This is a genomic window from Kitasatospora sp. NPDC091207 (genome assembly GCF_044768625.1).
GTDB lineage: Bacteria > Actinomycetota > Actinomycetes > Streptomycetales > Streptomycetaceae > Kitasatospora.
On sequence record NZ_JBIVVS010000005.1, the window covers coordinates 242,181 to 266,230 of the forward strand.

The window sequence follows — 24,050 nt, forward strand, 5'->3', positions numbered from 1 at the left end:
GATGCCAGGGACGTTAGGCGGGGGCGCTCGCGGGCAACAAGAGGCCGTTCGGGAAGTTTTGCACTGCACAACGCTGTATCGAAGAATCGGTGAACGTGGTGCGAGGGGGTACGGTCTGACCACCGCCGCAGCCCTGCGGCGGAGCGAGAGGGGAACGGACCGATGACGGAGACGGGGACCGGGTCGCAGGCCTGGTCGGGGACCGGATCGGAGCCCCGGGCATCGGCCGGCCCGGTCGCACCGGAGACCCGGCCGGCCGGTCCGGAGGCGGGGCGGGGCGGGGCGGAAGCAGAGCCCACCGGTTCCGGGAGCGACGACCGGACACCGCCGAAGGACGACGGGACTCCGCCGAAGGACGACCGGACGGCACCGAAGGACGACGCGACGCCGGCGAGGACCGCGCCGGCCACGACGACCGCGGCGGCCGCGGCCGCGAAGAAGGCGGGCGGCTCCGACCGCAACCAGTCGTCCTCGCTGCGCCGCGCGCTGGCCGTCCTCGGCCACGTCCGCGACCACGGCAACGGACGCGGCGTACCGCTCGCCCAACTCTCCGAGGCACTCGGCCTCAACAAGAGCACGGTGCTGCGGCTGACCGGCCCGCTGCTCGACGAGCACCTGCTCGACCGCGACCGGGAGACCGGCTGGTTCCGCCTCGGCCACGGCTCACTGCGCCTCGGCCAGGCCTACCTGTCCACCCTGGACCTGCGCAGCGTCGCCGCCGAACACCTGCGGCGCCTGCAGCGCGAGGCCGGCGAGACCGTCCACCTGACCGTCTGGCAGGCCCCCGGCATCGTCTACCTCGACAAGGTCGAGGACGAGACCAACGTCCGGATGGCCTCCCGGGTCGGCAGCCGGGCGCCCGCCTACTGCACCGCGACCGGAAAGGCGATCCTCGCCTGGCTGCCGGACGAGGCCGTCACCGAGGTGGTCGCCGCCGGACTGCGTCCGGTCACCGCCTGGACCATCTCCGACGAGACGCACCTGCGGGCCGACCTCGCCCGGATCCGCGCCCGCGGCTACTCGATCGACGACCGGGAGAACGAGCCGGAGGTCCGCTGTGTCGCCGCCCCGATCTTCGACCACACCGGCGAGGTGACCGCCGCCCTCTCGGTCTCCGGCCTCACCTCCCGGATGACCGCCGCGCGCGTCCGCTCGCTCGGCCCGGTGGTCGCCCAGGTCGGCCTGCGGATCTCCCGCGAGCTCGGTTCCGACCGCCAGACCGGCTGAGGCGGATTCGGCCGGGGCGATTTGAACCGGGGCGGTCTCGGCTCGGGAATTCGGGGCCGAACCGATTCCCGTGCTCCGGCTCCACCGGCACCCGGGAAACGAATGAGGTCCGGCACCTGGAAAGGCACCGGACCTCATTCGGATTGGAGCGCCAGGCCCGGGTCGAACGGACTCTCCCTACTGAAAGTAGGACGTGCTCCGGTAGCACCACTGACGCCTGACGAGGAATCATCTCCCTCGCGACAGGAGAAACAGTAGCAGGTCAGAAGCCCTGCGCCGAACCGGTCCGCCCCGGCGGCCGGCGCCGGAAAAGCAGAAGAGGCCCGGCACCTGAAAAGGCACCGGACCTCGTCCGCATTGGAGCGCCAGGCCCGGGTCGAACGGACTCTCCCTACTGAAAGTAGGACGTGCTCCGGTAGCACCACTGACGCCTGACGAGAGATCATCTCCCTCGCGACAGGAAGTACAGTACCAGCTCGGAGACACCTTCCCGAACCCGAGGAGAATCCCGGATGACCGGTCCGCACCCCACCGCGCCCGAGGCCGTCGAGTACGCCCCCGGCCATCTGATGGACATCCACCGCCCGGCGGGCGCCGACGGACCGGCGCCCGTCGTCCTGCTCTGGCACGGGCGGGGCCCGGAGGAACGGGACGTCCTGCGACCGCTCGCCCAGGAGGCGGCCGGGCTGGGCCTGCTGGTGCTCGTCCCCGACTGGCGCTCGGACCAGGAGGACGGCGGCCGGGCACGCCTGTTGTCGTCCTTCGCGTACGCCCGCCGGGAGGCTCCCGCGCTGGGCGGCGATCCGGCCCGGTTCGTGCTGGCCGGCTGGTCGCTGGGCGGGCGCGAGGCCGTCGCACTGGCCACCCATCCGGACACCCCCGAGGACGTCCGGCCGTCGGCGGCCGTCGGCATCGCCTCCAGCTACACCCGACCCGCCGTCACCACGGGCGCCGCGCCGTTGCCGTACCTCGCCGAGCACCGCTCCCCCGTCCCGGTCTGGCTGGTGCACGGCACCGCCGACGACCTGGTACCGGCCCGGGCGACGCGGGAGCTGCACACCGCCCTGGAGCAGCAGGGCTCACCGGTCCGCCTGCTGGAGCCGGCGAGCGACCACGCCGGCGTGGTGCTGGCCGAGTACGACCCGGCCGTCGAACGCTGCCGCCCCGCCCGCGCGGAGCACGCGGTACGGGCCGGCCGCCTGAGCGCCCGGGTACTGGCGGAGGCGGCCGGGATCGGCGTGCCGACCCCGGCCGCGGTCCTGCCCACCGGCTGACCCACCGGACCGGCCACCCGCCCGGGCCGACACGGCTCCCGCCGGGCCTCGCGGGGTCTCGCGGGGAAGCACGTCACCGGGAAGCAGGTCACAGGGAAGTCGAGCGACGGGGCGGCGGACGCCGCGACCCGGCCTCGGGCTCAGGCTGTCCGGTGTCGGCGGCCACGGTCACGCGGGGCCGACAGAGCGGGGCGCGGGAGGCTGCCGGGGAGGGCGAGGAGCAGGGCGGGGACGGCGAGGACCAGGAACCGGGCCGCCTCGGTGGAGAGGCCGGACCAGCCGAGGACGCCGTGGCGATGGTCGACGAAGCCGTTGTGGAAGAGCCAGGCCGCGAAGGCGATCAGCGGTGCGGCGACCGGACGGGAGTACCGGCCGAGGGCCGCGCACAGGGCGGCGTAGGCGGCCAGGGGAACCCAGCCGGGCCGCAGTTCGCCGAGGACGGCGAGCGCGGGGAGCAGCGCGCCGGAGGCGAGCAGGGCGACCGCCGCGGACATGGCCGGCGGCAGGTGGTCGGGGCGGGTCGGCACCATCACGGTCACCTCCCGACGGTGAGCGGCCGCACGCGGACGTGGTGGTGGCGTTCGAGGGCTTCGAGTTCGCGCTGGAGCGGTGGCTTCGGCACCGCCAGGACGGGACAGCCGGCGTGCCGCACGCAGTACGACGTCACCGACGGGCGCAGCGCGCGGGCGAGTGCTCCCCGGCTGCCGGCGCCGAGGACGAGCAGGTCGTCGGCGCGGTCGGCGGAGCGGACCAGTGCCTGGCCGGTCTCGCCCCGGACAGCCTGGCAACGCAGCCGGACACCGGCCCGGCCGCCGCCGAAGGCCTCGTCCAGGGCCTGCCGCAACCGGGCGGTGGCCGCGTCCCGGCAGGCGGTGAGCAGCGGCGGGCAGGGGGATCGGCGGTAGCCGAACTCGCCGCCGGCCGGCGTCCAGCAGAGCACCGCGAGGACCTCGGCATCGGTGCGGCGGGCCTCGGCGACGGCCCGGTGCAGGGCGGCGAGGCTGCCCAGTGAGCCGCTGACCCCGACCACGACGCGGCCGCTCCCGTTCGGCGCGCCGAACGGCTCGGCCCCCTGTCCGTCGCCCGCTTCGTCCGTCGGTCCGTGCTCGTGGTGACCGGCGCCGTTGTCCGCCATGGCGCTCCCCGTCCTTCCGGCTGGTGCTGATGCGTTGTCGGATTCAGCAAAGCCGGGCGGCCGGGGAAGGAGCGGTTCGTTGACGGAGCTCTGACGCGCGGCGGGGGGATCCGTACGCGGTCCTGACGGTCGCGTCGGCCCCGACGGTGCGTGCGGCGTCCGGAACACCGGGGCCTTCGGGCGCCTCGGGTCAGGCGCCCGGACCGTCCGCCTCCCAGAGGTCGGCGAACATCTTGTCCAGGTGCTCCTCACCGATCGGCGGGACCGGCAGCGGGTGGGTGGCCCGGGTGCGGAAACCGTCGAGCAGCAGGGCGAGGTAGCGGCGCCAGAGGTCGGGGCGCAGCTCGGTGGTGGCGGGCAGGGCCCGGCAGAGCGGACCGAGCATGAAGAGCAGGTCCATGGTGACGACGTCGGGGCGCATGGTGCCCTGCTCCTGTGCCCGGGCCACCAGCGTGCCGACCGTCGCCGCGTTCTGCCGGCTGATCCCGATCATCGCGGGTGTGGCGGGGATGGCCTGGGTGACCAGGTCGTTGATCCCCCGGTCGGCGGCGACCAGCTCGAAGATCCGCTCGAAGTAGCGCTCGATCGCGACCCAGGCGTCCTCGGCGGCCAGGGCCTCCTGCGCCGCGTCCCCGATCAGCGCGGCGGCGTCGGCGAAGACCTCGCCGACCAGCGCCTCGCGGGTCGGGAAGTGCCGGTACAGCGTCGCGTTGCCGACCCCGGCCTCCTTGGCGATCTGGTCCAGCGGGACGTCCAGACCGTGCCGGGAGAAGAGGTCGCGGGCGGCGGCCAGCAGCAGGTCACGGTTGCGCTGCGCGTCGCGGCGCAACCGGCCGGGGGGGCTCGCACTGCTCGATGCCATGGGAGGACCCTAGCAACCGGCGTACCCCGGACCGGACCGGTTCGGGCCGGTTCGTCCCCTGCCCCGGCCGGCCCTGTCCGGCTCCGGGCGCCGCCCGCGTCCGGAGCTGGGGGCGGGGGTCCGGAGCCCGGGGGCGAGGGTCCGCGTCCGGAGCCGGGGGCGGTCACCGGTCAGTGCGCGCGTGCCCCGCGCAGCCAGACCGCCCAGGTCAGCGCCGAGCAGCACAGATAGGCCGTGAGAAAGGCCAGATACGCCACATCGCCGTTGTGGGTGGTGAGGAAGGACTGCCGGAAGGCCAGATTGACCAGCACCCCGCCGAACGCCCCCACCGCACCGGCCAGTCCGATCAGCGCGGCCGACCGGCGGCGCGAGTCGGCCTCGGCGGTGTGCGGATCGGCGCCCGCCGCGACCTCCGCGCGGGCCCGGTCCCGGTAGTGCGCCGGGATCATCTTGTAGGTCGAGCCGTTGCCGATGCCGCTCAGGACGAAGAGCACGATGAAGCCGGCCAGGAAGAGCGGCAGCGAGCCGGCCCGGGAGGCGGCCAGCACGACCGTCGTCCCGGCGCCCATCGCCACGAAGGTGGCCAGGGTGACCCGCGCACCGCCCCAGCGGTCGGCCAGCCGCCCGCCGACCGGCCGCAGCAGCGAGCCCAGCAGCGGCCCGAGGAAGGTCAGCGCGGCGGCCTTGACCGGGGTGTCGAAGCGGTCGTGGAACTGCACCTGGAGGACCTGGCCGAAGGCGAAGCCGAAGCCGATGAACGAGCCGAAGGTGCCGATGTACAGGGTGGAGACCGCCCAGCCGTACGGGTCGCGGGCCACCTCGCGCAGGGCGCGGCCCTCACCGCGCGGCGGGGCGGCGAGGTTGTCCATCCGCCACCAGGCGCCGGCCGCGGCCAGCACGATCAGCGGCAGGTAGAGCAGCGGCAGCAGCCGGGGGTGGGCCGCGCCCGCGGTCGCGAGCACCAGCAGGCCGAGCAGTTGCACCGCCGGGACGCCCAGGTTGCCGCCGCCGGCGTTGATCCCGAGCGCCCAGCCCTTGAGGCGGTGCGGGTAGAAGGCGTTGATGTTGGCCATCGAGGAGGCGAAGTTGCCGCCGCCGACCCCGGCGACGCAGGCGACCGCGAGCAGCGTGCCGTAGTGGACGCCCGGGGTCAGCACCAGGGCCGCGAGCGCGGTGGGCACGAGCAGCAGCAGCGCGCCGGCCACCGTCCAGTTCCGGCCGCCGAACCGGGCCACCGCGAAGGTGTACGGCAGGCGTAGCGCAGCGCCGAGCGCGGTCGGCAGGGCGGTCAGGGTGAACTTGCCGGCCGTGTCGATGTGGTACTCGGGACCGAGGAAGAGCACCAGCACCGACCAGAGGCTCCAGACCGAGAAGCCGATGTGTTCGGAGAGCACCGAGAACACCAGGTTGCGCCGGGCGATCCGGGCGCCGGTCCGCTCCCAGAACGCGGTGTCCTCCGGGTCCCAACCGGTGAGCGCGGCCGGCGCGGCTCTGCCGCCTGGGGGTTCGGTCTCGATGACGGCGCTCATGCCGTGTCCTCCTTCGCGGTGGCAGGCGTGGTGGCGGGCCCGGCGGCACGCGCGGCCGTGTCGCCGGCCGGCTTCGGCGTGCTGCGGACCGGCCAGAGCCTGAGCACGGCCGGGGTGCCGTCGGGGGCGGTCTCCTCGTCGAGGCAGCGTCCGTCGGTCAGGTCGAAGACCTGCTTGTACATCGGGGACGCCAGGGTGGGCCGGTCGCCGCGGCTGCCGAGCAGACCGCGGGAGAGCACCTGGGCGCCGCTGAACGGGTCCCGGTTGTCGACGGCGTGCAGGGCGCCGGCGCGGTCCCGGAAGACGGCCACCTGCGCGCCGTCGAGCAGTACGGCGACGCCGCGCCCGGGTTGCAGGTCGTCGAGGGTGCAGACGGGTCGCCAGCGGCCGCCGTCGTGGATCTCCACGGTCACGGGGTGAGCACCTCCAGTCGGGGCCCGGCCACCAGGACCGGGACGGGGGTGGTGAGGACGCGGCCGTCCTCGCCGGGGCGGGCGGGCCGGATCTGGCCGCGCTCGGGGACGAAGGTGACGGCCGGGTCCGCCGTGCCGGGGGCGTTGACGAAGGAGGCGAAGCGCCGCAGCCGGTCGGGGTCGGCCAGGGTGGCCGCCCATTCGTCCTGGTAGCCGTCGACATGACGGAGCATCAGTTCGTCGAGTTCGGCGGCGATGCCGAGCGAGTCGTCGAGGACCACCGCGCGCAGGTGGTCCAGACCGCCCTCCAGGCGGTCCAGCCAGACCGAGGTGCGCTCCAGGCGGTCGGCGGTGCGGATGTAGAACATCAGGTAGCGGTCGATGGTGCGGATCAGCGTCTCGCGGTCCAGATCGGTGGCCAGCAGGTCGGCATGACGTGGCGTCATGCCGCCGTTCCCGCCGACGTAGAGGTTCCAGCCGGCCGAGGTGGCGATCACCCCGAAGTCCTTGCTCTGCGCCTCGGCGCACTCGCGCGCGCAGCCGGACACCGCCGACTTGAGCTTGTGCGGGGAGCGCAGACCCCGGTAGCGCAGTTCCAGCTCGATCGCGAGGGCGACGGAGTCCTGCACGCCGTAGCGGCACCAGGTCTCGCCGACGCAGGACTTCACGGTGCGCAGCGCCTTGCCGTAGGCGTGTCCGGACTCGAAGCCGGCGTCCACCAACCGGGCCCAGATGCCCGGGAGTTGGTCCACGCTCGCACCGAGGAGGTCGATCCGCTGGCCGCCGGTGATCTTGGTGTAGAGGCCGTAGTCGCGGGCGATCTCACCGATCGTGATCAGGCCCTCGGGGGTGATCTCGCCACCGGGCACGCGCGGCACCACCGAGTAGGAGCCGTTGCGCTGGAGGTTGGCGAGGAAGTGGTCGTTGGAGTCCTGCAGCGCGGCCTGCTCGCCGTCCAGGATGTGGCTGCCGCCGAGACTGGCCAGGATGGAGGCGACGACCGGCTTGCACACCTCGCAGCCCTCGCCCCGCCCGTGCCGGTCGAGGAGTTCGGAGAAGCCGGTGGTGCCGGTGACCCGGACGATCTCGTACAGCTCGGCGCGGGTCTGCGTGAAGTGCTCGCAGAGGCCGGTCCGGGTGGCGACGCCGGTCGCCGCCAGCTCCTCGGTGACGACGGTGGTGAGCTGCTTGAGGCAGCTGCCGCAGCCGGTGCCGGCCCGGGTGCACTTCTTGACGGCGGCGACGCTCTCGCAGCCCCGCTCGTGGACGGCGGCGCGCACGGTGCCCTGAGTGACGTTGTGGCAGGAGCAGAGCACCGCCTCGTCGGGGAGCGCGATCGGCCCGGCGGCCGCGGACCCGGCGGGGAGCACCAGGTGTTCGGGCGGGACGGTCAGCGGCCGGCCGGCCACCGCGAGCGGGCGCAGGGCGCCGTAGGCATCGGTGTCACCGACCAGGACTCCACCCAGCAGCGCGCCGTCGGCGCCGATCACCAGCTTGCGGTAGACGCCGAGCCGGCTGTCGCTGTACAGCACGTCGACGGCGCCCTCCGCGACGCCGTGCGGATCGCCGAAACTCGCCACGTCCACGCCGAGCAGCTTGAGCTTGGTGGAGGTGTCCGCGCCCGCGAAGCCGTCACCGGGGCGCCCGGCCAGTTCGCGGGCCGCGGTCTCGGCCATCTGGTACCCGGGGGCGACCAGGCCGTAGACCCGGCCGTCGGCCGCCTCGGCGCACTCACCGATGGCCAGCACGGCCGGGTCGGCGGTGCGGCAGCGCTCGTCGACCACGATGCCGCCGCGGGCCCCGACCGGCAGGCCGCAGTCGCGGGCGAGCCGGTCGCTCGGGCGGATGCCGGCGGAGAACACCACCAGGTCGGCGGGGAGTTCGCGGCCGTCGGAGAGGGTCAGCGCCCGCACCCGGCCCTCGGGCCCGGTCTCGACGGCGTTCGCGGCCGCGCTGGTGTGCACGGTCACGCCGAGATCCTCGATCTTGCGGCGGAGCAGCGCCCCGCCGCCCTCGTCGACCTGGACGGCCATCAGCCGGGGCGCGAACTCGACCACGTGGGTGGTCAGGCCGGTCGCCCGCAGCGCGCCGGCCGCCTCCAGGCCGAGCAGGCCACCGCCGACCACCACCCCGACCGCCGACCGGCCGGCGTCGGCGCGGATCGCGTCCAGGTCCTCGATGGTCCGGTAGACGTGGCAGCCGGCGGCGTCGCGCCCGGGGACGGGAGGAACGAAGGGAACGGAGCCGGTGGCCAGCACCAGGGCGTCGTAGCGCACCTGCCGCCCGGCCCGGGTGGTGACCGTGCGGGCGGCCCGGTCGATGGTGCCGACCGGGTCGCCGAGGCGCAGGTCGATGCCGTGCTCGGCAAGGAAGCCGGGCGGGCAGAGCGTGAGGTCCTCGGGTGTCCGGCCCTCGAACAACGAGCTGAGGTGGACGCGGTCGTAGGCGGGGCGCGGCTCCTCGGCGAGGACGGTGACCCGCCAGTGCTCGGCGCCGGGCTGCTCGGTCCAGGCCTCCAGGAAGCGCTGGCCAACCATGCCGTGGCCGACCAGGACGAGGTCCCGTCGTCGGGCGGGCGGGTGCGACGTCATCGCGATGCTCCTCGGGTCGTACGGGGGTGCGGGTGGCGAAGGTGCGGGTGGCGTGAGCCGGGTGGCGAAGGTGCGGGTCACGGTGCGGTAGCCGTTCGGGCCGCGGCCGGTGCGGCGGGTCTCCGCCGAGCGGGTTGTCGCGCACCGTCGTCCTGGCCACGAATCTGACCGGTGGTCGTTTCGCCACCGGGTCCCCCGTGTTGCGCGCGCGGTACGCCTCGCTCACGCCGCCCCGGGTGCGGGGTGCGCGGCAGGACATCAGCCGTAACCGCCGGGCCGGTTTCGCTTACGCCCGGGTGACCGGCGGGCAACCCCGCCGTAACGCGGAGAACGGACCCTTTCGCCCATGGCAACCACCCCCACCCCCAGCGGCCCGCGCCCCGGCGCGCCCCCCGGCCCACTCACCGGCTTCACGATCGGGGTGACCGCGGCCCGCCGCCGTGACGAACTGGTCGCCCTGCTCACCCGCCGGGGCGCCCAGGTGGTCGAGGCCCCCGTGCTGCGGATCACCCCGCTGGCCGACGACCTCGCGCTGCGCCGGGCCACCGAGCGCTGCCTGGCCGCCCCGCTGGACTACGTGGTCGCCACCACCGGTGTCGGCTGGCGCGGGTGGATGAGCGCCGCCGAGGGGTGGGGCCGGGGCGCCGCGCTGGCCGACGCCTGCCGGGACGCGCTCGTGCTCAGCCGCGGCCCGAAGGCGACCGGCGCCGTCCGGGCGAGCGGGCTCGACGAGGAGTTCTCCCCCCGCTCCGAGGCCACCGACGAGTTGCTCACCTGGCTGCTCGCGCGCCCGCTGGCCGGCCGTCGGGTCGCCGTCCAGGAGCACGGCGTGCGGCTCGACGCCTTCTCGGCGGCGCTGCGCGAGCGCGGCGCCGAGGTGATCTCCGTCCCGGTCTACCGCTGGGCGGCGCCGGACGACCCGGCTCCGGTACGCCGGCTGGTCGAGCAGACCGTCCGGCGGCAGATCCACGCGCTCACCTTCACCAGCGCCCCGGCGGTCACCGCCTTCGTGGAGACCGCCACCGCCGAGGGCCTGCGGGAGCCGCTGCTGGACGCCCTGCGCGGCGACGTGCTGCCGGTCTGCGTCGGCGCGCTCTGCGCCCGGCCGTTCGCCGAGCTCGGCCTGCCCGTGGTGTTCCCCGAACGCGGTCGGCTGGGCGCGCTGGTCCGCTTTCTCGGGGAGACACTGCCCGGCCGGGACCGGCGCGAACTCACGCTCGCCGGAAGGCTGCTGACCCTCCAGGGCAACGCCGTGCTGGTCGACGGCGAGAGCCACTGGCTGAGCCCGCGCGGCGCCGCCGTCCTGCGGGCGCTCGCCGAGCAACCGGGCCGGGTCCTCAGCCGGGCCGACCTGCTGCGCACCGTCTGGGTGGGCTCGGCGGCGGACGAGCACGCGGTCGAGGCGGCGGTCGGCCGGCTGCGGGCCGCGCTCGGACCGCACGGTGGGCTGATCCGCACCGTCCCGAAGCGCGGCTACCGGCTGGCGGCGGGCTGATGCGCCCGGACGCCCCGGGGGGTGCGCAGGCCCTGAGCGGCGCGGACGGCCCCGGGAACGCGCGGGACCGGACGCGCGACGGCGCCCGCCCGGGGGAACCGCGGGTGCTGACAGGCCGCGCGCCGGGGCCCGCCGGCCGCCCCGTACTGCTGGCCGTCGCGCACGGCAGCCGGAACCCGGCCGGGACCGCCACGACCAGGGCACTACTGACCCGCGTACGCGCGCTGCGGCCCGAACTCGACGTCCGCTGCTGCTTCCTGGACCTCGCCGCGCCGTCCCTCCCCGAGGCGCTGGGCACCCTGTCCACGGGCGAGCCCGCAGCCCTCGTGCCGCTGCTGCTCGGCTCCGGCTACCACCTGCGGGTGGACATCCCCGGTGCCCTGGCCGCCGCCGCACGTCCGCACGTCCGCCTCGCCCCCGCGCTCGGCCCGAGCCCGTTGCTGGCCGCCGCCCTCGCGGACCGGCTCGCCGAGAGCGGCCGGCCCCCGGGCGCGGGCCCGGTGGTGCTCGCCGCGGCCGGCTCCTCCGACCCGGCGGCCGTGGCGGACACCGTGCGCGCGGCCCGGCTGCTCGGCCGCCGGCTCGGCGACGGCCGGCCGGTCGTCCCCGCCTACCTCTCGGCGGCCCGGCCGACCCCGCGCGAGGCGGTCGAGGCCCTGCACGCGGCCGGCCACCGCCGGGTCGCCGTCGCCACCTACCTGCTCGGCCCCGGCTTCTTCGCCGACCGGGCGGCCGGCACCGCCGCCCGGTGGAGCAGCGCCCCGCTCGGCCCGCACGACGCGCTCGCCCGCCTGGTCGCCGACCGCTACGACCGGGCCTGCCCCACCGGCCCCGTCGCCGCGGACCGCCGCGCTCCCCACCGGCGGGAGGAGGCCGCCGCCCCGCGCTGAGGCGGCGGCGGGTGTCCGCGCGGCGGCCGCTCAGCCCGGTCCGGCCGCGTCGCGCCGGTCCTCGACGTGGACGACGCGCAGGTCGGTGCCGTCCCGATGGCGCTTGCCGCGCCCGAACAGCCCGACCACGAGTTCCGACCGCTCGGCCGGCTCCGCGGGCCCGACGTAGGTGAGGACGTCGGGGTGGTCCCCGGTGACCACCCAGCCCGCCGTGTCCCCGAGGTCGATCACGCCGAAGTCCCCGGCGGAGGAGCCCGGATGGACCGGGCCGGCGTCGGCGAGCAGGGTGCGGGCCCGCCCGGCGAGGTCGTCGGAGCCGGCCGGGGCCACCAGCACGACGCAGGTGCCGTGCTCGAACAGCACCCAGGACTTGGCCCGGTCGGTGATGAGCCGGCGCCAGGTGCCGGCGAGCGCTTCGGTGTCCATGGCCGCCATCATGCCGACGGCCGGTCCGGACCGCGACGGAGTTTCCCCGGCCCCGGGTTCCCCCGCCCCGGGGCTGTCGACCCGGTCACATCCGCACGTCGGTCCGGGACGGGTGGGCGGCCGCTGCGTAGGGTGGATCTTGTCGGTGTGGGCGGCTCGGGCGACGGGGTGGGCGTTGGGAACCGGAAGTGCGCTGACGGCACGTCAACTCCTCGGTCTCCTGGTGGATCCGGGCACCTTCCGGAGCTGGGACGAGCCCCTCGGACCGCAGCCCTCGGACCCCGGCTACCGGGCCGCGCTGACCCGGGCCCGCGAACGCAGCGGGGTGGACGAGGCGGTGATCACCGGCGTCGGGCTGATCGCCGGGCGGGAGACGGCCCTGGTCGCGTCCGAGTTCGGCTTCCTCGGCGGGTCGATCGGCGTGGCCACGGCCGAGCGGATCACCCGGGCCGTGGAGCGGGCGACGGCCGGGCGCCTGCCCCTCGTCGCCCTGCCCGTCTCGGGCGGGACGCGGATGCAGGAGGGGTCGGCGGCCTTCCTCTGCATGCTGCGCATCACCGCCGCCGTCCAGGCGCACCGCGCGGCCGGGCTCCCGTACCTCACCTATCTGCGCAACCCCACCATGGGCGGCGTGTTCGCGTCCTGGGGGACGCTGGGGCAGCTGGTGTTCGCCGAGCCGCGCGCCCGGCTCGGGTTCCTCGGGCCGCGGGTGTACGAGGAGTTGCGGGGCGTGGAGCTGCCCGCCGACGTGCAGCTCGCCGAAACGCTGGCCGAACGCGGCCTGGTGGACGCCGTGGTGGCTCCGGAGGGGCTCCGGGAGGTGCTACGGCGGTCGCTGGCCGTGCTGGCCCCGGCCGGACCGCCCACCACACCGGCTGCCGCGTCCGGCCCCGGGACGCCGGCCGGCGTCGTGGCCGGGACCGGGCCGGAGCCCGCGCCCACGCCCGCCGAACGGCCGGACGCCTGGGACTCGGTCCGGCGCACCCGCCGCCCCGACCGCCCGGGGACGCGCGAACTGCTGCGCCGGACCGCCGAGGAGCTGGTGCTGCTGGACGCGCCCGGCGGCCGGGACGGCGCCCTGGTACGGGCCCTCGCCGTGCTGCGGGGGCAACCCGCCCTGGTCGTCGGGCAGCAGCGGCAGGGTCGCGGCCACGAGCGGCCGTTCACCGCCGCCGACCTGCGGGCGGTACGCCGCAGCGCCCGGCTGGCCGAGCAGCTCGGGCTGCCACTGGTCACCGTCGTCGACACCGCCGGCGCCGAACTGTCCGCGGCGGCCGAACTGGACGGCGTCGCCGTCGAGATCGCGCACTGCCTGACCACGCTGCTCGCCCTGCGCACACCGATGCTGGCGGTACTGCTCGGCCAGGGCTCGGGCGGCGGCGCCCTCGCCCTGCTGCCCGCCGACCGGGTGCTCGCCGCCGGGCACGCCTGGCTGGCGCCGCTGCCGCCCGAGGGCGCCTCCGCGATCGTCCACCGGGACGGCACGCACGCCGCCGAACTCGCCCGTTCCCAGGGCATCGGCGCCGAGGACCTGAGGGCGGTCGGCCTGGTCGACGCCGTGGTGCCGGAGCTGCCGGACGCCGCCGACGAGCCGGCCGCGTTCTGCGACCGGCTCGGACGGGCGATCGGCGCGGCGCTCGGCACACTCGCCGCCGTACCGGAGGCCGAGCGGCTCACCGCCCGGGCCCGACGCCACCGCCGCCTGGGCGACGCGCTCGCCGGTCCGGGGGGCGGGTAGCCGGGCCCGGCGCGCCGGTCAGCCTGCCGAGGCCCCGGTCACCCGGCCCTGGTCACCCGGCCCTGGTCACCCGGCCCCGGCCATCCGGCGTCACTTCAGGAAGTCGATCGAGTCACCGCCCCGCATCTTCTGGCCGGTGCGGTCGAAGACCTCCCACGACTTCGCCGTCTTGCCCTCCGGCCGGGCCACCGCGATCCAGCGGATCGGGGAGTCCCCCACGGTGATCTGCGGCGGTTCGTACGTCGTACCGTCCGTCCAGGTCACCGACACCCGGCCGACGTTGGGATCGATGGCCGCCGCCACCACGTCGAGCGGGGCCACGGTGTCGCCCTTGCCCCAGTGGCCGACCAGACCCCCGCTGAGCGTGCCCACCGTGTCGACGGGCGTCGCGGGCGCGGACGGCGCCGGGACACTGCCCTCGGAGTCATGACCGAGACGCACGCCGTCCACCGTGAAGTACGTGTTCGTGACGTCGTCGTGGGGCTGCCAGTACTGCTGGACGAACGCCTCCGTCGGCGCGGTGAGCGCCGGGTCGGCCGCCTGCCGCTCCTGCCAGACGGCCTGGGCCTGCTGGAACGCCTGCTCCTTCGGGGCGAGCGGCCACAGCGCGATCCACAGCTTCCACTCCTTGCCGTCGGCGGTGCCCTGGGCGAGCACCGTCCGGGTCGGGGTGAAGGGGTCCCGCGCCGCCGCGGACGGCGAGGCCGTGGCGGACGTGTCGGGCGACGGCCCGCCACCGGTCCCACCGCCGGTCCCGGAGCCGGCCGGGGCGATCGCCCCCACCGACGTGCCGCCCGCGGTGGCCCCGTTCAGCCCCGCCATCGTGCCGCCGGCCAGCACCACCACCGACCCGAGGGCGACCGCCCCCAGCAGGGTCCGCCGCCGACGCCGCAGCCGGCGACCGCCCGCCATGATCTCCGGCACCGGCACCGCCCCGATCGTCGCCCCGGCCGCGGCCTCCGCCAGCCCGAGCCCGACCCACACCGCCGTGTCGCCGTCGTCCGCCGCACCCGTGGCGCCCGTCCGGTCGTTGCCGTGCCCGCTCATACCGCACCTCCGACGTGTGTCATGCCCTTGAGTTCCTTCAGCATCGAGACCTCGCGCAGCCGCGCTATCCCCTTCGCCGCCTGGCTTCGCACCGCTCCCACCGAGCAGCCCATCGCCGTGGCGGCCTGGCTGTCGCTCAGGTCCTCCCAGTGGCGCAGCACGACGGCCTCGCGCTGACGCGGCGGCAGGGTGGCGAGCGCGGCCATCAACGCCGAGCGCTGGTCGGACCGCGCGAAGCCGTCCTCCTCCCCGGCCGTCTCCGGTACGGCGTTGACCAGCAGCTCCGGCAGCCGGCGGCGGAACCTGCGAGCGTGCTGGTTCACCAGGATCCGCCGCACATAGGCGTACGGATCATCGGCCCGGCGTACCTTCCCCCAGGCCGCGCAGGCCTTCTCCGCCGCGGACTGCACCAGGTCCTCGGCCGCGTACTGCTCCCCGGCCAACAGGTACGCCGTGCGCAGCAGTCGCGGCCAGGCCCCGACGATGAACGCCTGGAACTCCTCGTCCCGGTCGATCTTCGTTTCTCCCATGAGCACCTCCTCACCCTCCTGAGCCCAGGCGCGACCGAAACCGCTTCCTCCGCGGCGAACTCGACCCCCCGGCGGCCCGCACCCCTCCTGCGCCGGACGGGCGACACGGACCGGGGTGCCGTCGCGCAGGCGACGGTCGAACGGGGCGACACCGGCACGGGCACCGGGCGGGGTACTCGGGCTTCCCCCGGGAGACGGAGGCGGAGAACCGCCGTCGCCGGCCGGCCCGACCGGGGCGGCGATCGTCGAACGGGCGCGGACACCGCGGTCCCTGGGGTCTGTCCGACGGATCAGGCGCGCGCGTGATCCGCCGGGTGATCTGCCGCGACCATGGCGGTGAGCTCCGCGGCCGCCGCAGCAACGTCGGATGCCATCCCCACTCCCCATCAGATCGAGATTCTCGCTGGTCATCCGCCACCTCAGGGGCACGAATCACGACAGAACCTCCTCCTCGCGGACGGTGACAGGGATCCGCTGTTGTCGTGTGCGGGACGCGGGTGAGAAATCGCAGGCGCCGCCGAGGGGTGTCTCGTACCCTCGTCCTCACCGGTTCGCCCACTACCACTGAGGATCGTGTGAAGCACGTCGATCTCCACGCCAGGATTCCGTTGCTCGTGAAGGCCATGGCCGCTGCCGACCACAGCCCGGACGCCCAGCTGATACAGACGCGCCACCGCGCCTCGGTCGCGAGCAGCTGGGACATCCGGCCCGGATCCACCGTCCTCGAACTGGGCTGCGGGCAGGGCGACATGACCGCCGTCCTCGCGGGAGCCGTCGGACCCGAGGGACGCGTGGTGGCCGTCGATGTCGCCGATCCGACCTATGGAGCGCCCGTCACGCTCGGGGCATCGGCGGCCCGGCTCGCGGCGAGCCCGCTCGGGCCGCGCATTGAATTTCACTTGGGCACGGATGTCCGCGACCCATCGGTCGATTTCTCCTCCGACGCCTTCGACCACATCGTGCTCGCCCACTGCGCCTGGTACTTCGCCTCACTCGGACAGCTGCGTGACACGCTGGCCCGGGTGCGGCCCTGGGCGCGGCGGTTGTGGTTCGCCGAGTGGGACCTGACGCCCTCCTCCGGCGACCAACTGGCGCACCTCCTCTCCGTATTGATCCAAGGTCAGATCGAGGCCGCGGGCTCGCACGGCGAGGGCAACGTCCGCACGCCCTTCTCCCGCGAGGCACTGCTGCGGCTCCTGCCCGAGACGGGCTGGACAGCCGACGGCAACGGACCGGTCGACACCGACGGACTCCAGGACGCGGACTGGGAGATCACCGCCTGCCTCGACCTGATCACCGGAGGAGAACGGTTGGCCACGTTGTCCGAACCGGTACGGCAACTCGTCCTCAGCCAGACCGACGCCCTGCGGGCCGTCGCCGCACCGCACGGCAACCGCCCGCTCCCGGCCTATTGGGTCACCGCGCACTGAGCCCTCGGCTGTGGCCGCGGCTCACGACGTCGTGCCGGCGTACTGCTCCACGGCGTCCGGCCGCGCCTCCGGCGGCGCTCCAGTCGCGGCGGTCGAGGCCGCGGCCAGCCGGGCCAGCGCGGCTGCCTCCGGGCTCTCCGGCGCCGCGCTGAACACGTGCACGACCAGGCCCGTCTCGGCCGGGGCGGCCGCCACGTGCAGCGTCTCGTAGTCCAGGGTGATCAGCCCCGTCACCGGGTGCCGCAGCTGTTTGCGTCCCGCGCCGCACACCACGATCTCGCCGGTGGCCCAGATCCGCCGGAAGTCCGCGCTGCGTGCGGAGAGTTCGGTGATGAGCGCGGCCAGCTCCGTGTCGTCGGGGTAAGTCCCGGCGGAGACCCGCAGCTGGCCCACGGCCTCCCGGGCCCGGTTCTCCCACTCGGGGTGGACGTCCCGGGAGGCGGGGTCGCAGAACAGGTACCTGGCGTTGTTCGCGTCCCGGCGGCCGGGCACGCCGAGCCCGCCCATCAGTTCGGCACCCAGGGCGTTCCAGGCCACCACGTCGAGGCGGTGGGTCGTCGCAAAGGCGGGGAAGTCGGTGACGGCGTCCAGGAGCCGCCGCAGCTGCGGGCTGACCCGCGCCTCGGGTGCGGTGCCGCGCCGGGCTCCGGCCAGGGTGGCGAGGTGGCGGCGTTCGGCGGCGTCGAGGCCGAGCGCCCGGGCGAGCGCGTCGAGCACCTCGGGGGACGGCTGGGTGGCCCGGCCCTGTTCGAGGCGGACGTAGTAGTCGACGCTGATCCCGGCGAGCTGGGCCAGCTCCTCCCGGCGCAGCCCGCGGACCCGCCGGTGGCGGCCACCGGCGATGCCGACGTCCTCCGGCGCGACGCGGCCCCGGCGGGCCCGCAGGAACCCGCCGAGCGCGCGCCGGGTGTCGCCGACCCCGTCGACCGCCCCGCCCGCTCCCCCGGCGGTGCCCCCCGGGCCCGCCCCGCCGCCGTTCTCCGTACCGTCCGTGCGCGTCATCCGGTCCACCCCGTTCATGCCGTCCAGTATGGGTGGCCCTCGCAGTACCAGGACCACCGGTCCTCCGGTCGACCAGGGTTCTGGCTGCCCGGCGGCGCCCGGGAGAACGTGTACGACATGACCGAAGCCACGCCGCAGCAGCCGAAGAAGATCCTTGTCGTCAGCGCCCACCCGGAGGCCCGCTCCCTCAACGCCGCGCTCAGCACCTTCGCGGTCGACCACCTGCGCGAGGCAGGGCACGAGGTGCGGGAGTCCGACCTCTACGCGATGAAGTGGAAGGCCGCGTTGGACGCCGACGACTTTCCCGGGCAGGCGCCGGAGGAGCGGCTCCGGGTGATGGCCGACTCGGAGCGGGCCACGCTGGCGGGGTTGCTGTCCCCGGACATCGCGGCGGAGCAGGAGAAGGTGCTCTGGTCGGACGCGGTGATCCTGCAGTTCCCGCTCTGGTGGTTCTCGGCGCCCGCCATCCTGAAGGGCTGGATCGACCGGGTCTTCACGGCCGGGTTCGGCTACGGCCCGGCCGTTCCTCCCCCCTACAGCGAGGGCGTTCTGGCAGGCCGGCGCGCCCTGGTGTCGGTGACGGCGGGTGCCCGGGAGACCTCGCTGCTCGACCGGGGCATCCACGGACGGCTCGCGGACCTCCTGTACCCGGTCCAGCACGGTCTGTTCTGGTTCACCGGCATGGCACCGCTGGATCCGTTCGCGGTGTACGACGCGAACGCCCTGTCCGAGGAGCGGTTCGTGGCCGCCAAGCACGCGTACGGCCGGCGCCTGGACGGGCTCTTCACGGACGAGCCGGTCCCGTTCCGGTCACTCGTCGGCGGCGACTACGGGCATGACATGCGGCTGCTGCCGGACGTCGAGGCGCCGGGGACGAGCGGCCTGGGCCTCCACGTCCGCCCGCGCGACTGAGCGGAGGAACGGCTGAGCGGCTGATCCGACGAGCGGACGACCAGCTGAGCGGACGAGCGGATGGGCCGGACCGACGGGGTCGGCCGACTCGACGCCCGCGGTGTGGCGCCGCTCTCAGATCGTCTGTACCCGTAGTGCTGCCCGCCGAGCGGTCCGTGACGGACTCCGAAGGGCCGCCGGTGAGTGCGCTCACACGCGGATGGCCACCACGACGGGCGGTAGTGGTCCCGGGTGACCGGACCGCCCGGCCACCCACCCCGGGCATGAGCCCAGGTAGGCGGGGACACCGGAAGCAGCCGTGGCAGGCCCTTCGAATCCACGGCACCACCCCGTGCTACGACGGTGGATCGTAGCCAGGGGGTCTTGGCGACGGCCGATCCGGTCTGGCAACAATGGCTCAGTCGTCAGCCGCTCCGGCACCTGTCCCGCCGGAAGCGGCTTACTGCCGAGTCACGCCCCGCGACCGTTTCGGCCCCTGTCCGGCCAACGGTCGAGGCGGGGCGTGACACCGGCCCAACCCGATTGAGGTCTTCTCCTTCATGCCCGCTTTCAAGCTCCGTATGCGCACTTCCGCCGCTCTTCTCGCCGGCACCGCCGGTCTGACCGCCCTGGGCGCCGGCCTGGTGCCCGCCACCGCCTCGGCCGCGACCGCCTCCCCGCAGGCCATCGCCGCCCAGATCGTGCCGGCCGGCCAGCTCGCCTCGTTCAAGCAGATCATCGCCCACGAGTCCAGCTGGAACGTGACCGCGACCAACCCCAGCTCGGGTGCGTACGGCCTGGCCCAGGCGCTGCCGGGCTCGAAGATGGCCACCCACGGCGCGGACTGGAAGACCAACCCGAGCACCCAGATCAAGTGGGCGCTGGACTACATGAACGGCCGCTACGGCAGCCCGAACGGCGCCTGGGCGTTCTGGCAGACCCACCACTGGTACTAAGCCGCGCGTTACTGAGCCTCTGAGCCTCCGAAGTCTCTGAGCCTCCGAACCGCTGAGCCTCTGAACCGCTGAGCCTCCGAGCGGACCGGCCGATCGTCCGATCCTCCGATCCTCCGATTCGTCCGGGCGCCGCCGGGGCTCCGGCGGTCGCGGCCAGACCACTGTCCCCCCTCACCCCGGGGATCGGACAGGGATCACCGGGGTGACCGAGAGGGCCCGTGCACACGCGATCCGCGTGCACGGGCCCTCTCGCCGTCTCCGGGCGGGCCGGCTACCGGCCCGGCTACCGAGGGGCGCGGTCACCGACCGGTCGGCCCCCCCGGGGGGGCCGACCGGACGTCAGTCGCCGTCCACGCCCTCCAGGCCGAGCAGCGCACGCATCCGGCGGTACTTGGCGGCCAGCCGCTCGGCCGTCGGGGCGTCCAGGGTGGCCAGCCGGGCCGGGCTGGAGTTGTGGGCCAGGTCGGCCCGCTTGACCACCAGCGCGCCGGGAGTCGCCAGGATCCGGGCCGCGTACTCCTCCGGGGGCTCGCCGGGACGCTTGGTGAGGGCGTCCACGATCGCCTTGGTGCGGTCGGACAGGGCCGCGGCCGCGAGCCACTCGCGGGTCAGCACGTCGTCCTCGATCGCGTCGTGCAGCCAGCCCGCCGCGATCTGCTCCTCGTTGCCGCCGCGCCGCGCCACACCGTGCGCCACCGCGGCGATGTGCTCGCTGTAGGGGTGGCCGTTCTTGTCGACCTGCCCCTCGTGGGCGCGCCGCGCGATCGTCTCCACCTCGGCCAGGCTCAGGTTCTCCACCGGGCCATGGTAGGCCGCGGGCCCGCGCGGGACGCCCGGCCGACTCGGCCGCGCGGGCGTCTGGTTGACTGCGGCGGTGCCGGGTGATCCTCGGCCCGCCCCGCCCACCGGACACCCCCGGTCACCCCCGGCCCCGCGAGGACCCATGCCCAGCCTGCACCCGCTGCTCTCCGGCTTCGCCCCGATCTGGGCCCTCATCGGAGTCGGCTACCTCGTCGGCCGCACCGGGCTGCTCGGGCCGCAGGCGGACTCGGTACTGAGCCGCTTCAGCTTCCATCTGGCGATGCCGGCGGCCCTGTTCCTGATGATCGCCCGCACCCCGCTGAACCGGTTCGCCAACCCCTCGATGCTGGCCTTCGCCGCCGGCACGGCGCTCGCCGCCGGCCTGGGGCTGCTGGCCGCCCACCGGTTCTTCGGCCGGGGGCTCGCGGCGGGAACGATCGGCGGGATGGCCTCCGGGTACGTCAACTCGGCCAACCTCGGCATCCCGGTGGCACTGCAGGTGCTCGGCGACGCCTCCTTCGTCGGGCCGGTGGTGCTGTTCCAGACCCTGCTGGTCACACCGATCGTGCTGACCGTGCTGGACACCGGTCGGGCGGGCCGCCGCGCGGCGCTCACCCTGCCGGTGCGCAACCCCATCCTGCTGGCGGTCGCGCTCGGCGCCGTGGTCTCCGCCACCGGCTGGCACCCGCCCGGCGAGCTGACCCGCTCCTGCGAACTGCTCGGCGGCGCGGGCGTGCCGGCCGCCCTGGTGGCACTCGGCATGTCGTTGCACGGCCGGCCGGCCGCCACCGGCAGCGCCCGGTACGCCGAGGTCGGGGTGACGGTCGTGCTCAAGACGCTGATACAGCCGTTGGCGGCGTTCGCCGTCGGGGCCGGCCTGCTCCACCTGCCACCCCATCAACTGCTTACCGTCGTACTGTTCTCCGCCCTCCCGACCGCGCAGAACGTGTTCGTCTACGCCGGCCAGTACGGGCACGGCACCGCGCTCGCGCGGGACTCGATGCTCTGCTCCACCGTGGTCTCGATGGCGACGCTGTCGCTGGTGAGCTGGGCATTGGGCCCCGCCTGAGTGCCTACCGTCCGACCGGTACTGTTCGGGACAAACCCACCCGACCTGTACAAGACGCGTGCGACCGGGCCGAAGGCATCGCCTCCCGGACGACACGGTGCAATGCTGGCGGGCATGACTCACGCCAACCGTCCACCCATGGTCAAGCGTCAGTGTCCCGCCGTCGTCACGCTCCCGCAGTCCGATGTGGAGCACTTCAACAACCTGCCGCACGCGGCCTTCATGATGGAGCAGCACCTGCGGTGCGAGCTCGTCGCCGGCCACGAGAGCGTCCACTGCGCCCTGGTCCAGGGCGTCGGCAACGACCTGCACTGGGCCTCCTGGCCCGTGTACACGGTCGAGTTGGCCCCGCGCTGCCCGGCCGAGGCCGGGCTGAAGGGGCCGGACCACGTCAGGGAACCCGACATCTGCCTGCTCCGCGAGGGCCACCCGGGGGACCACTACGGAGAGACCTGGTTCTGAACTCCCGGCGCGCTTCCCTCCGGGGGCTCCCGCGACACCGGCCCCGGACGGCGCCCGACGCCCGTCCGCAGCCCGGTCACCCCTCCCGGGCCCCGGCCACCACCTCGGTCATGGCCAGCAGGAACCGCCGGGCCGTCGCCAGCTCCGCCGCGTCGAACCGGCCCATGGCGGCCAGCAGATCGGCGATCAGCCCGCCGAAGAAGTCCTGCCCGAGCTCCATCGCCCGCTCCTCGACCACCAGCCGGACCTTGCGACGGTCCCCGGGGTCGCGCTCACGGCGAATCAGGGCGAGCCGCTCCAGGCGGTCGACCAGGCCGGTGGTACCCGCCGAGTTCAACCGCAGCGCCTCGCCGAGACGGCCGGGCGTCACCACCGTCCCGGCGCGTGCGGCGTCCAACAGGTGGATCAGCGCCCGCAGATCGGTCGGGTGCAGGCCATGACGGCCGGCGAACTCGGCTCCGAACAGGTCGAGTTCGACGGTCAGCCCGCGCAGCAGATGGATCAGCCGCATCGGCTCCTCCGGTTCGTCCACGCTGTGGTCCTTCCTCTCCAGGCGCTGCGGGATTATTCTCTCGCTCAGCGAGACTATTGTTCAGCGAGTATTTTTGCCACCCGCCGGAGGCACCACCATGTCAGCACGCACTCCACGCGGCCCACACGGCCCGCACGGTTCACAGGGCCCGCACGGTTCACAGGGCCCGCACGGTTCACAGGGCACCCCCAGCACCGACCCGGCCGGCGAGGCCCTCGGCGCGTTCCTCGCCGCCTATGACGCCGTACTGGCCCGCTGGCCCGTCCCCGTCGAACCGCTCACCGTCCGGACGCCGCACGGCACCACCCGGGTGAACGCCTGCGGCCCCCGCGACGGCCGGCCGCTGGTCCTGCTGCACGGCGGCGGCGCCACCTCCACCGGCTGGCTGGCCATCATCGGAGCGCTCACCGCGACCGGGCACCGCGTCCTCGCCGTCGACCTGATCGGCGACCCGGGGCGCAGCGTCCACGACGGCGCCCCCCTCGACGGCGTACCCGGTCTGCTCGGCTGGCTGGACGCCGTGCTCGACCGACTCGACGTGCCCGAGGCCGACTTCTGCGGACACTCGTACGGCGGATGGATCGCCCTGGAGTACGCCCTGCACGCCCCGTCCCGGGTCGGCCGGCTCGCCCTGCTGGATCCGACCCAGTGCTTCGCCGGGTTCCGCCCCGGCTACCTGCTGCGCGCCCTGCCACTCTTCCTGCCGCCGCGCACGGCCGGCCGGGCCCGGTCGTTCCTGGACCGGGAGAGCGGCGGCAGCGGGCTGGACGCCGGCTGGCGCGAGGTCTTCGCCCTCGGGCACGCCGGCTTCCCGGCCTCCCGCGTGGTCACCGGACCGCGCCCGACGCGCGAACGGCTGCGCGCGCTCGCCGCACCGGCGCTGGTCCTGCTGGCCGAGCGCGGCCGCGCCCACGACGCCCGGCGGGTGGCCACGTCGATCCACGACTCACTGCCCGACGCCACCGTCGCCGTCCTGCCCGGGGTCACCCACCACAACCTGCTCACGGCCCGGCCCGCCGAGCTGACCGGCCCGCTCACGGCGTTCCTCGCCGGCGGGGCATGACCTCCACCGCGCCGTCCGCGCCGCACCCCTGACCCGGCGCCACGGCCGGGCCGCTCCCGTCAGGCCGCCCCCGTCAGCCCGTCGATCAGGGCGCGCAGGGCCACCTCCAACTCGGCGCAGTGCGTGCCCGGTTCGCTGTAGCCCAGCTCCGCCAGCACCCGGGCCAGGGCCGGCAGGCGGTCCGCGTCGACGGCGGCGAACGCGCCGCGGCGCTGGTTCGGCTCGCGCGGCGGCCGGACGGGGTGCTCGGAGAGCAGCTCGCCGAGGACCAACTGCCAGCAGGCCCGGTACGCCGGCATCGCCCGGGCCGGCGGGAGCCCGGCCGCCGCGAGATCGGCGAGGCAGGCATCGGAGAACGCGAACGCGTTCTCGGCGACCAGCTCGCCACGGATCAGGATGTGCGGCACCCAGGCCTGCCCGGCCAGGTAGTCATGGGCGCCGACCAGTCGGCGCAGCAGCCGGGCGGTCGGCTCGGCGCCGGGGACGTCCACCGGCAACCCCTCGGCGATCTGCTCCAGGACGGCCAGCAGCAGGGCCTCCCGGTCGGCGACATGCCGGTACAACGAGGCCGGCGCGGTGCCGAGTTCGGTGGCGACCGCCCGCATGGTGAGCGCCTCGATACCGTCGCGCTCGATCACCGTGCGCCCGGCCGTGACCACCCCGGCCGTGGTGAGTCCGGGGCGCGGA

General features: G+C 74.9%; 24 protein-coding genes. 11 read left to right on the forward strand and 13 right to left on the reverse strand.

Annotated features, from left to right (window positions below):
• Positions 1 to 162 precede the first annotated feature (162 nt).
• Positions 163 to 1,227, forward strand: coding sequence for an IclR family transcriptional regulator (locus tag ACIQTO_RS12625; protein ID WP_402386760.1), 1,065 nt, complete (start codon positions 163 to 165; stop codon positions 1,225 to 1,227).
• Positions 1,228 to 1,739: 512 nt separating this feature from the next.
• Complete coding sequence (locus ACIQTO_RS12630; RefSeq protein ID WP_402386763.1) at positions 1,740 to 2,501, forward strand: alpha/beta hydrolase; 762 nt, start codon at positions 1,740 to 1,742, stop codon at positions 2,499 to 2,501.
• Between the two features lie 140 nt (positions 2,502 to 2,641).
• Here ACIQTO_RS12630 and ACIQTO_RS12635 read toward each other — a convergent pair whose 3' ends face one another.
• From ACIQTO_RS12635 to nirB, 6 genes are all read right to left on the reverse strand, one after another.
• On the reverse strand, positions 2,642 to 3,040 hold the full coding sequence (locus tag ACIQTO_RS12635) for a hypothetical protein (RefSeq protein ID WP_402386766.1): 399 nt from the start codon (positions 3,038 to 3,040) through the stop codon (positions 2,642 to 2,644).
• Positions 3,037 to 3,636, reverse strand: a complete 600-nt coding sequence (locus tag ACIQTO_RS12640) for a universal stress protein (protein ID WP_402386769.1) — start codon at positions 3,634 to 3,636, stop codon at positions 3,037 to 3,039. Before ACIQTO_RS12640 ends, ACIQTO_RS12635 begins: the two co-directional genes overlap by 4 nt.
• 190 nt (positions 3,637 to 3,826) lie before the next feature.
• Positions 3,827 to 4,498 (reverse strand): TetR/AcrR family transcriptional regulator, encoded by a 672-nt coding sequence (locus ACIQTO_RS12645; RefSeq protein WP_402386773.1) that lies wholly within the window; start codon positions 4,496 to 4,498, stop codon positions 3,827 to 3,829.
• Between the two features lie 170 nt (positions 4,499 to 4,668).
• A complete protein-coding gene (locus ACIQTO_RS12650) occupies positions 4,669 to 6,027 on the reverse strand; it encodes a nitrate/nitrite transporter (RefSeq protein WP_402386775.1) in 1,359 nt (452 codons plus the stop codon).
• Entirely contained in the window at positions 6,024 to 6,440 is a 417-nt protein-coding gene (gene nirD, locus ACIQTO_RS12655) for a nitrite reductase small subunit NirD (protein ID WP_402386778.1), read from the reverse strand. The genes ACIQTO_RS12650 and nirD overlap by 4 nt, the downstream gene beginning before the upstream one ends.
• Positions 6,437 to 9,031, reverse strand: coding sequence for a nitrite reductase large subunit NirB (gene nirB / locus ACIQTO_RS12660; protein ID WP_402386780.1), 2,595 nt, complete (start codon positions 9,029 to 9,031; stop codon positions 6,437 to 6,439). The genes nirD and nirB overlap by 4 nt, the downstream gene beginning before the upstream one ends.
• Before the next feature lie 346 nt (positions 9,032 to 9,377).
• On the opposite strand from nirB, the gene ACIQTO_RS12665 reads away from it, so the two are divergent.
• Together ACIQTO_RS12665 and ACIQTO_RS12670 are read left to right on the forward strand one after the other, a co-directional pair.
• Positions 9,378 to 10,526, forward strand: coding sequence for a uroporphyrinogen-III synthase (locus tag ACIQTO_RS12665; protein WP_402386783.1), 1,149 nt, complete (start codon positions 9,378 to 9,380; stop codon positions 10,524 to 10,526).
• 104 nt (positions 10,527 to 10,630) lie between these two features.
• Positions 10,631 to 11,416, forward strand: a complete 786-nt coding sequence (locus ACIQTO_RS12670) for a sirohydrochlorin chelatase (protein ID WP_402386786.1) — start codon at positions 10,631 to 10,633, stop codon at positions 11,414 to 11,416.
• Between the two features lie 30 nt (positions 11,417 to 11,446).
• Here ACIQTO_RS12670 and ACIQTO_RS12675 read toward each other — a convergent pair whose 3' ends face one another.
• Positions 11,447 to 11,842 (reverse strand): hypothetical protein, encoded by a 396-nt coding sequence (locus ACIQTO_RS12675; RefSeq protein WP_402386789.1) that lies wholly within the window; start codon positions 11,840 to 11,842, stop codon positions 11,447 to 11,449.
• A gap of 175 nt (positions 11,843 to 12,017) precedes the next feature.
• Here ACIQTO_RS12675 and ACIQTO_RS12680 point away from each other — a divergent pair, with 175 nt between their 5' ends.
• On the forward strand, positions 12,018 to 13,580 hold the full coding sequence (locus tag ACIQTO_RS12680) for a carboxyl transferase domain-containing protein (RefSeq protein WP_402386792.1): 1,563 nt from the start codon (positions 12,018 to 12,020) through the stop codon (positions 13,578 to 13,580).
• Positions 13,581 to 13,670: 90 nt separating this feature from the next.
• Here the strand turns inward: ACIQTO_RS12680 and ACIQTO_RS12685 are convergent, their stop codons facing one another.
• Together ACIQTO_RS12685 and ACIQTO_RS12690 are read right to left on the reverse strand one after the other, a co-directional pair.
• A complete protein-coding gene (locus ACIQTO_RS12685) occupies positions 13,671 to 14,627 on the reverse strand; it encodes a hypothetical protein (protein ID WP_402386795.1) in 957 nt (318 codons plus the stop codon).
• Positions 14,624 to 15,157, reverse strand: coding sequence for a SigE family RNA polymerase sigma factor (locus ACIQTO_RS12690; protein ID WP_402386797.1), 534 nt, complete (start codon positions 15,155 to 15,157; stop codon positions 14,624 to 14,626). The genes ACIQTO_RS12685 and ACIQTO_RS12690 overlap by 4 nt, the downstream gene beginning before the upstream one ends.
• Before the next feature lie 623 nt (positions 15,158 to 15,780).
• Here ACIQTO_RS12690 and ACIQTO_RS12695 point away from each other — a divergent pair.
• The gene (locus ACIQTO_RS12695) at positions 15,781 to 16,587 is read left to right on the forward strand and encodes a methyltransferase domain-containing protein (protein ID WP_402386978.1); all 807 of its coding nucleotides are present in this window, start codon (positions 15,781 to 15,783) and stop codon (positions 16,585 to 16,587) included.
• 21 nt (positions 16,588 to 16,608) lie between these two features.
• Here the strand turns inward: ACIQTO_RS12695 and ACIQTO_RS12700 are convergent, their stop codons facing one another.
• Positions 16,609 to 17,616 carry a helix-turn-helix transcriptional regulator gene (locus tag ACIQTO_RS12700; RefSeq protein WP_402386980.1) on the reverse strand — a complete coding sequence of 336 codons (1,008 nt, stop codon included), beginning with the start codon at positions 17,614 to 17,616 and terminating at the stop codon, positions 16,609 to 16,611.
• Between the two features lie 90 nt (positions 17,617 to 17,706).
• On the opposite strand from ACIQTO_RS12700, the gene ACIQTO_RS12705 reads away from it, so the two are divergent.
• Together ACIQTO_RS12705 and ACIQTO_RS12710 are read left to right on the forward strand one after the other, a co-directional pair.
• A complete protein-coding gene (locus ACIQTO_RS12705) occupies positions 17,707 to 18,501 on the forward strand; it encodes an NAD(P)H-dependent oxidoreductase (protein WP_402386800.1) in 795 nt (264 codons plus the stop codon).
• A 560-nt stretch (positions 18,502 to 19,061) separates the two neighbouring features.
• The gene (locus tag ACIQTO_RS12710; RefSeq protein WP_402386803.1) at positions 19,062 to 19,436 is read left to right on the forward strand and encodes a transglycosylase SLT domain-containing protein; all 375 of its coding nucleotides are present in this window, start codon (positions 19,062 to 19,064) and stop codon (positions 19,434 to 19,436) included.
• A 339-nt stretch (positions 19,437 to 19,775) separates the two neighbouring features.
• On the opposite strand, the gene ACIQTO_RS12715 is transcribed toward ACIQTO_RS12710, so the two are convergent.
• Positions 19,776 to 20,234, reverse strand: coding sequence for an HD domain-containing protein (locus tag ACIQTO_RS12715; RefSeq protein WP_402386805.1), 459 nt, complete (start codon positions 20,232 to 20,234; stop codon positions 19,776 to 19,778).
• A gap of 145 nt (positions 20,235 to 20,379) precedes the next feature.
• On the opposite strand from ACIQTO_RS12715, the gene ACIQTO_RS12720 reads away from it, so the two are divergent.
• Complete coding sequence (locus ACIQTO_RS12720; protein ID WP_402386808.1) at positions 20,380 to 21,306, forward strand: AEC family transporter; 927 nt, start codon at positions 20,380 to 20,382, stop codon at positions 21,304 to 21,306.
• A 138-nt stretch (positions 21,307 to 21,444) separates the two neighbouring features.
• Positions 21,445 to 21,768 carry a hypothetical protein gene (locus ACIQTO_RS12725; protein ID WP_402386811.1) on the forward strand — a complete coding sequence of 108 codons (324 nt, stop codon included), beginning with the start codon at positions 21,445 to 21,447 and terminating at the stop codon, positions 21,766 to 21,768.
• A 76-nt stretch (positions 21,769 to 21,844) separates the two neighbouring features.
• Here ACIQTO_RS12725 and ACIQTO_RS12730 read toward each other — a convergent pair whose 3' ends face one another.
• Positions 21,845 to 22,279, reverse strand: a complete 435-nt coding sequence (locus ACIQTO_RS12730; protein WP_402386983.1) for a MarR family winged helix-turn-helix transcriptional regulator — start codon at positions 22,277 to 22,279, stop codon at positions 21,845 to 21,847.
• Between the two features lie 118 nt (positions 22,280 to 22,397).
• Between ACIQTO_RS12730 and ACIQTO_RS12735 the strand changes: the two genes are divergently transcribed.
• Positions 22,398 to 23,363, forward strand: coding sequence for an alpha/beta fold hydrolase (locus tag ACIQTO_RS12735; RefSeq protein WP_402386814.1), 966 nt, complete (start codon positions 22,398 to 22,400; stop codon positions 23,361 to 23,363).
• Positions 23,364 to 23,422: 59 nt separating this feature from the next.
• Here ACIQTO_RS12735 and ACIQTO_RS12740 read toward each other — a convergent pair whose 3' ends face one another.
• A complete protein-coding gene (locus ACIQTO_RS12740) occupies positions 23,423 to 24,022 on the reverse strand; it encodes a TetR/AcrR family transcriptional regulator (RefSeq protein ID WP_402386817.1) in 600 nt (199 codons plus the stop codon).
• Positions 24,023 to 24,050 lie beyond the last annotated feature (28 nt).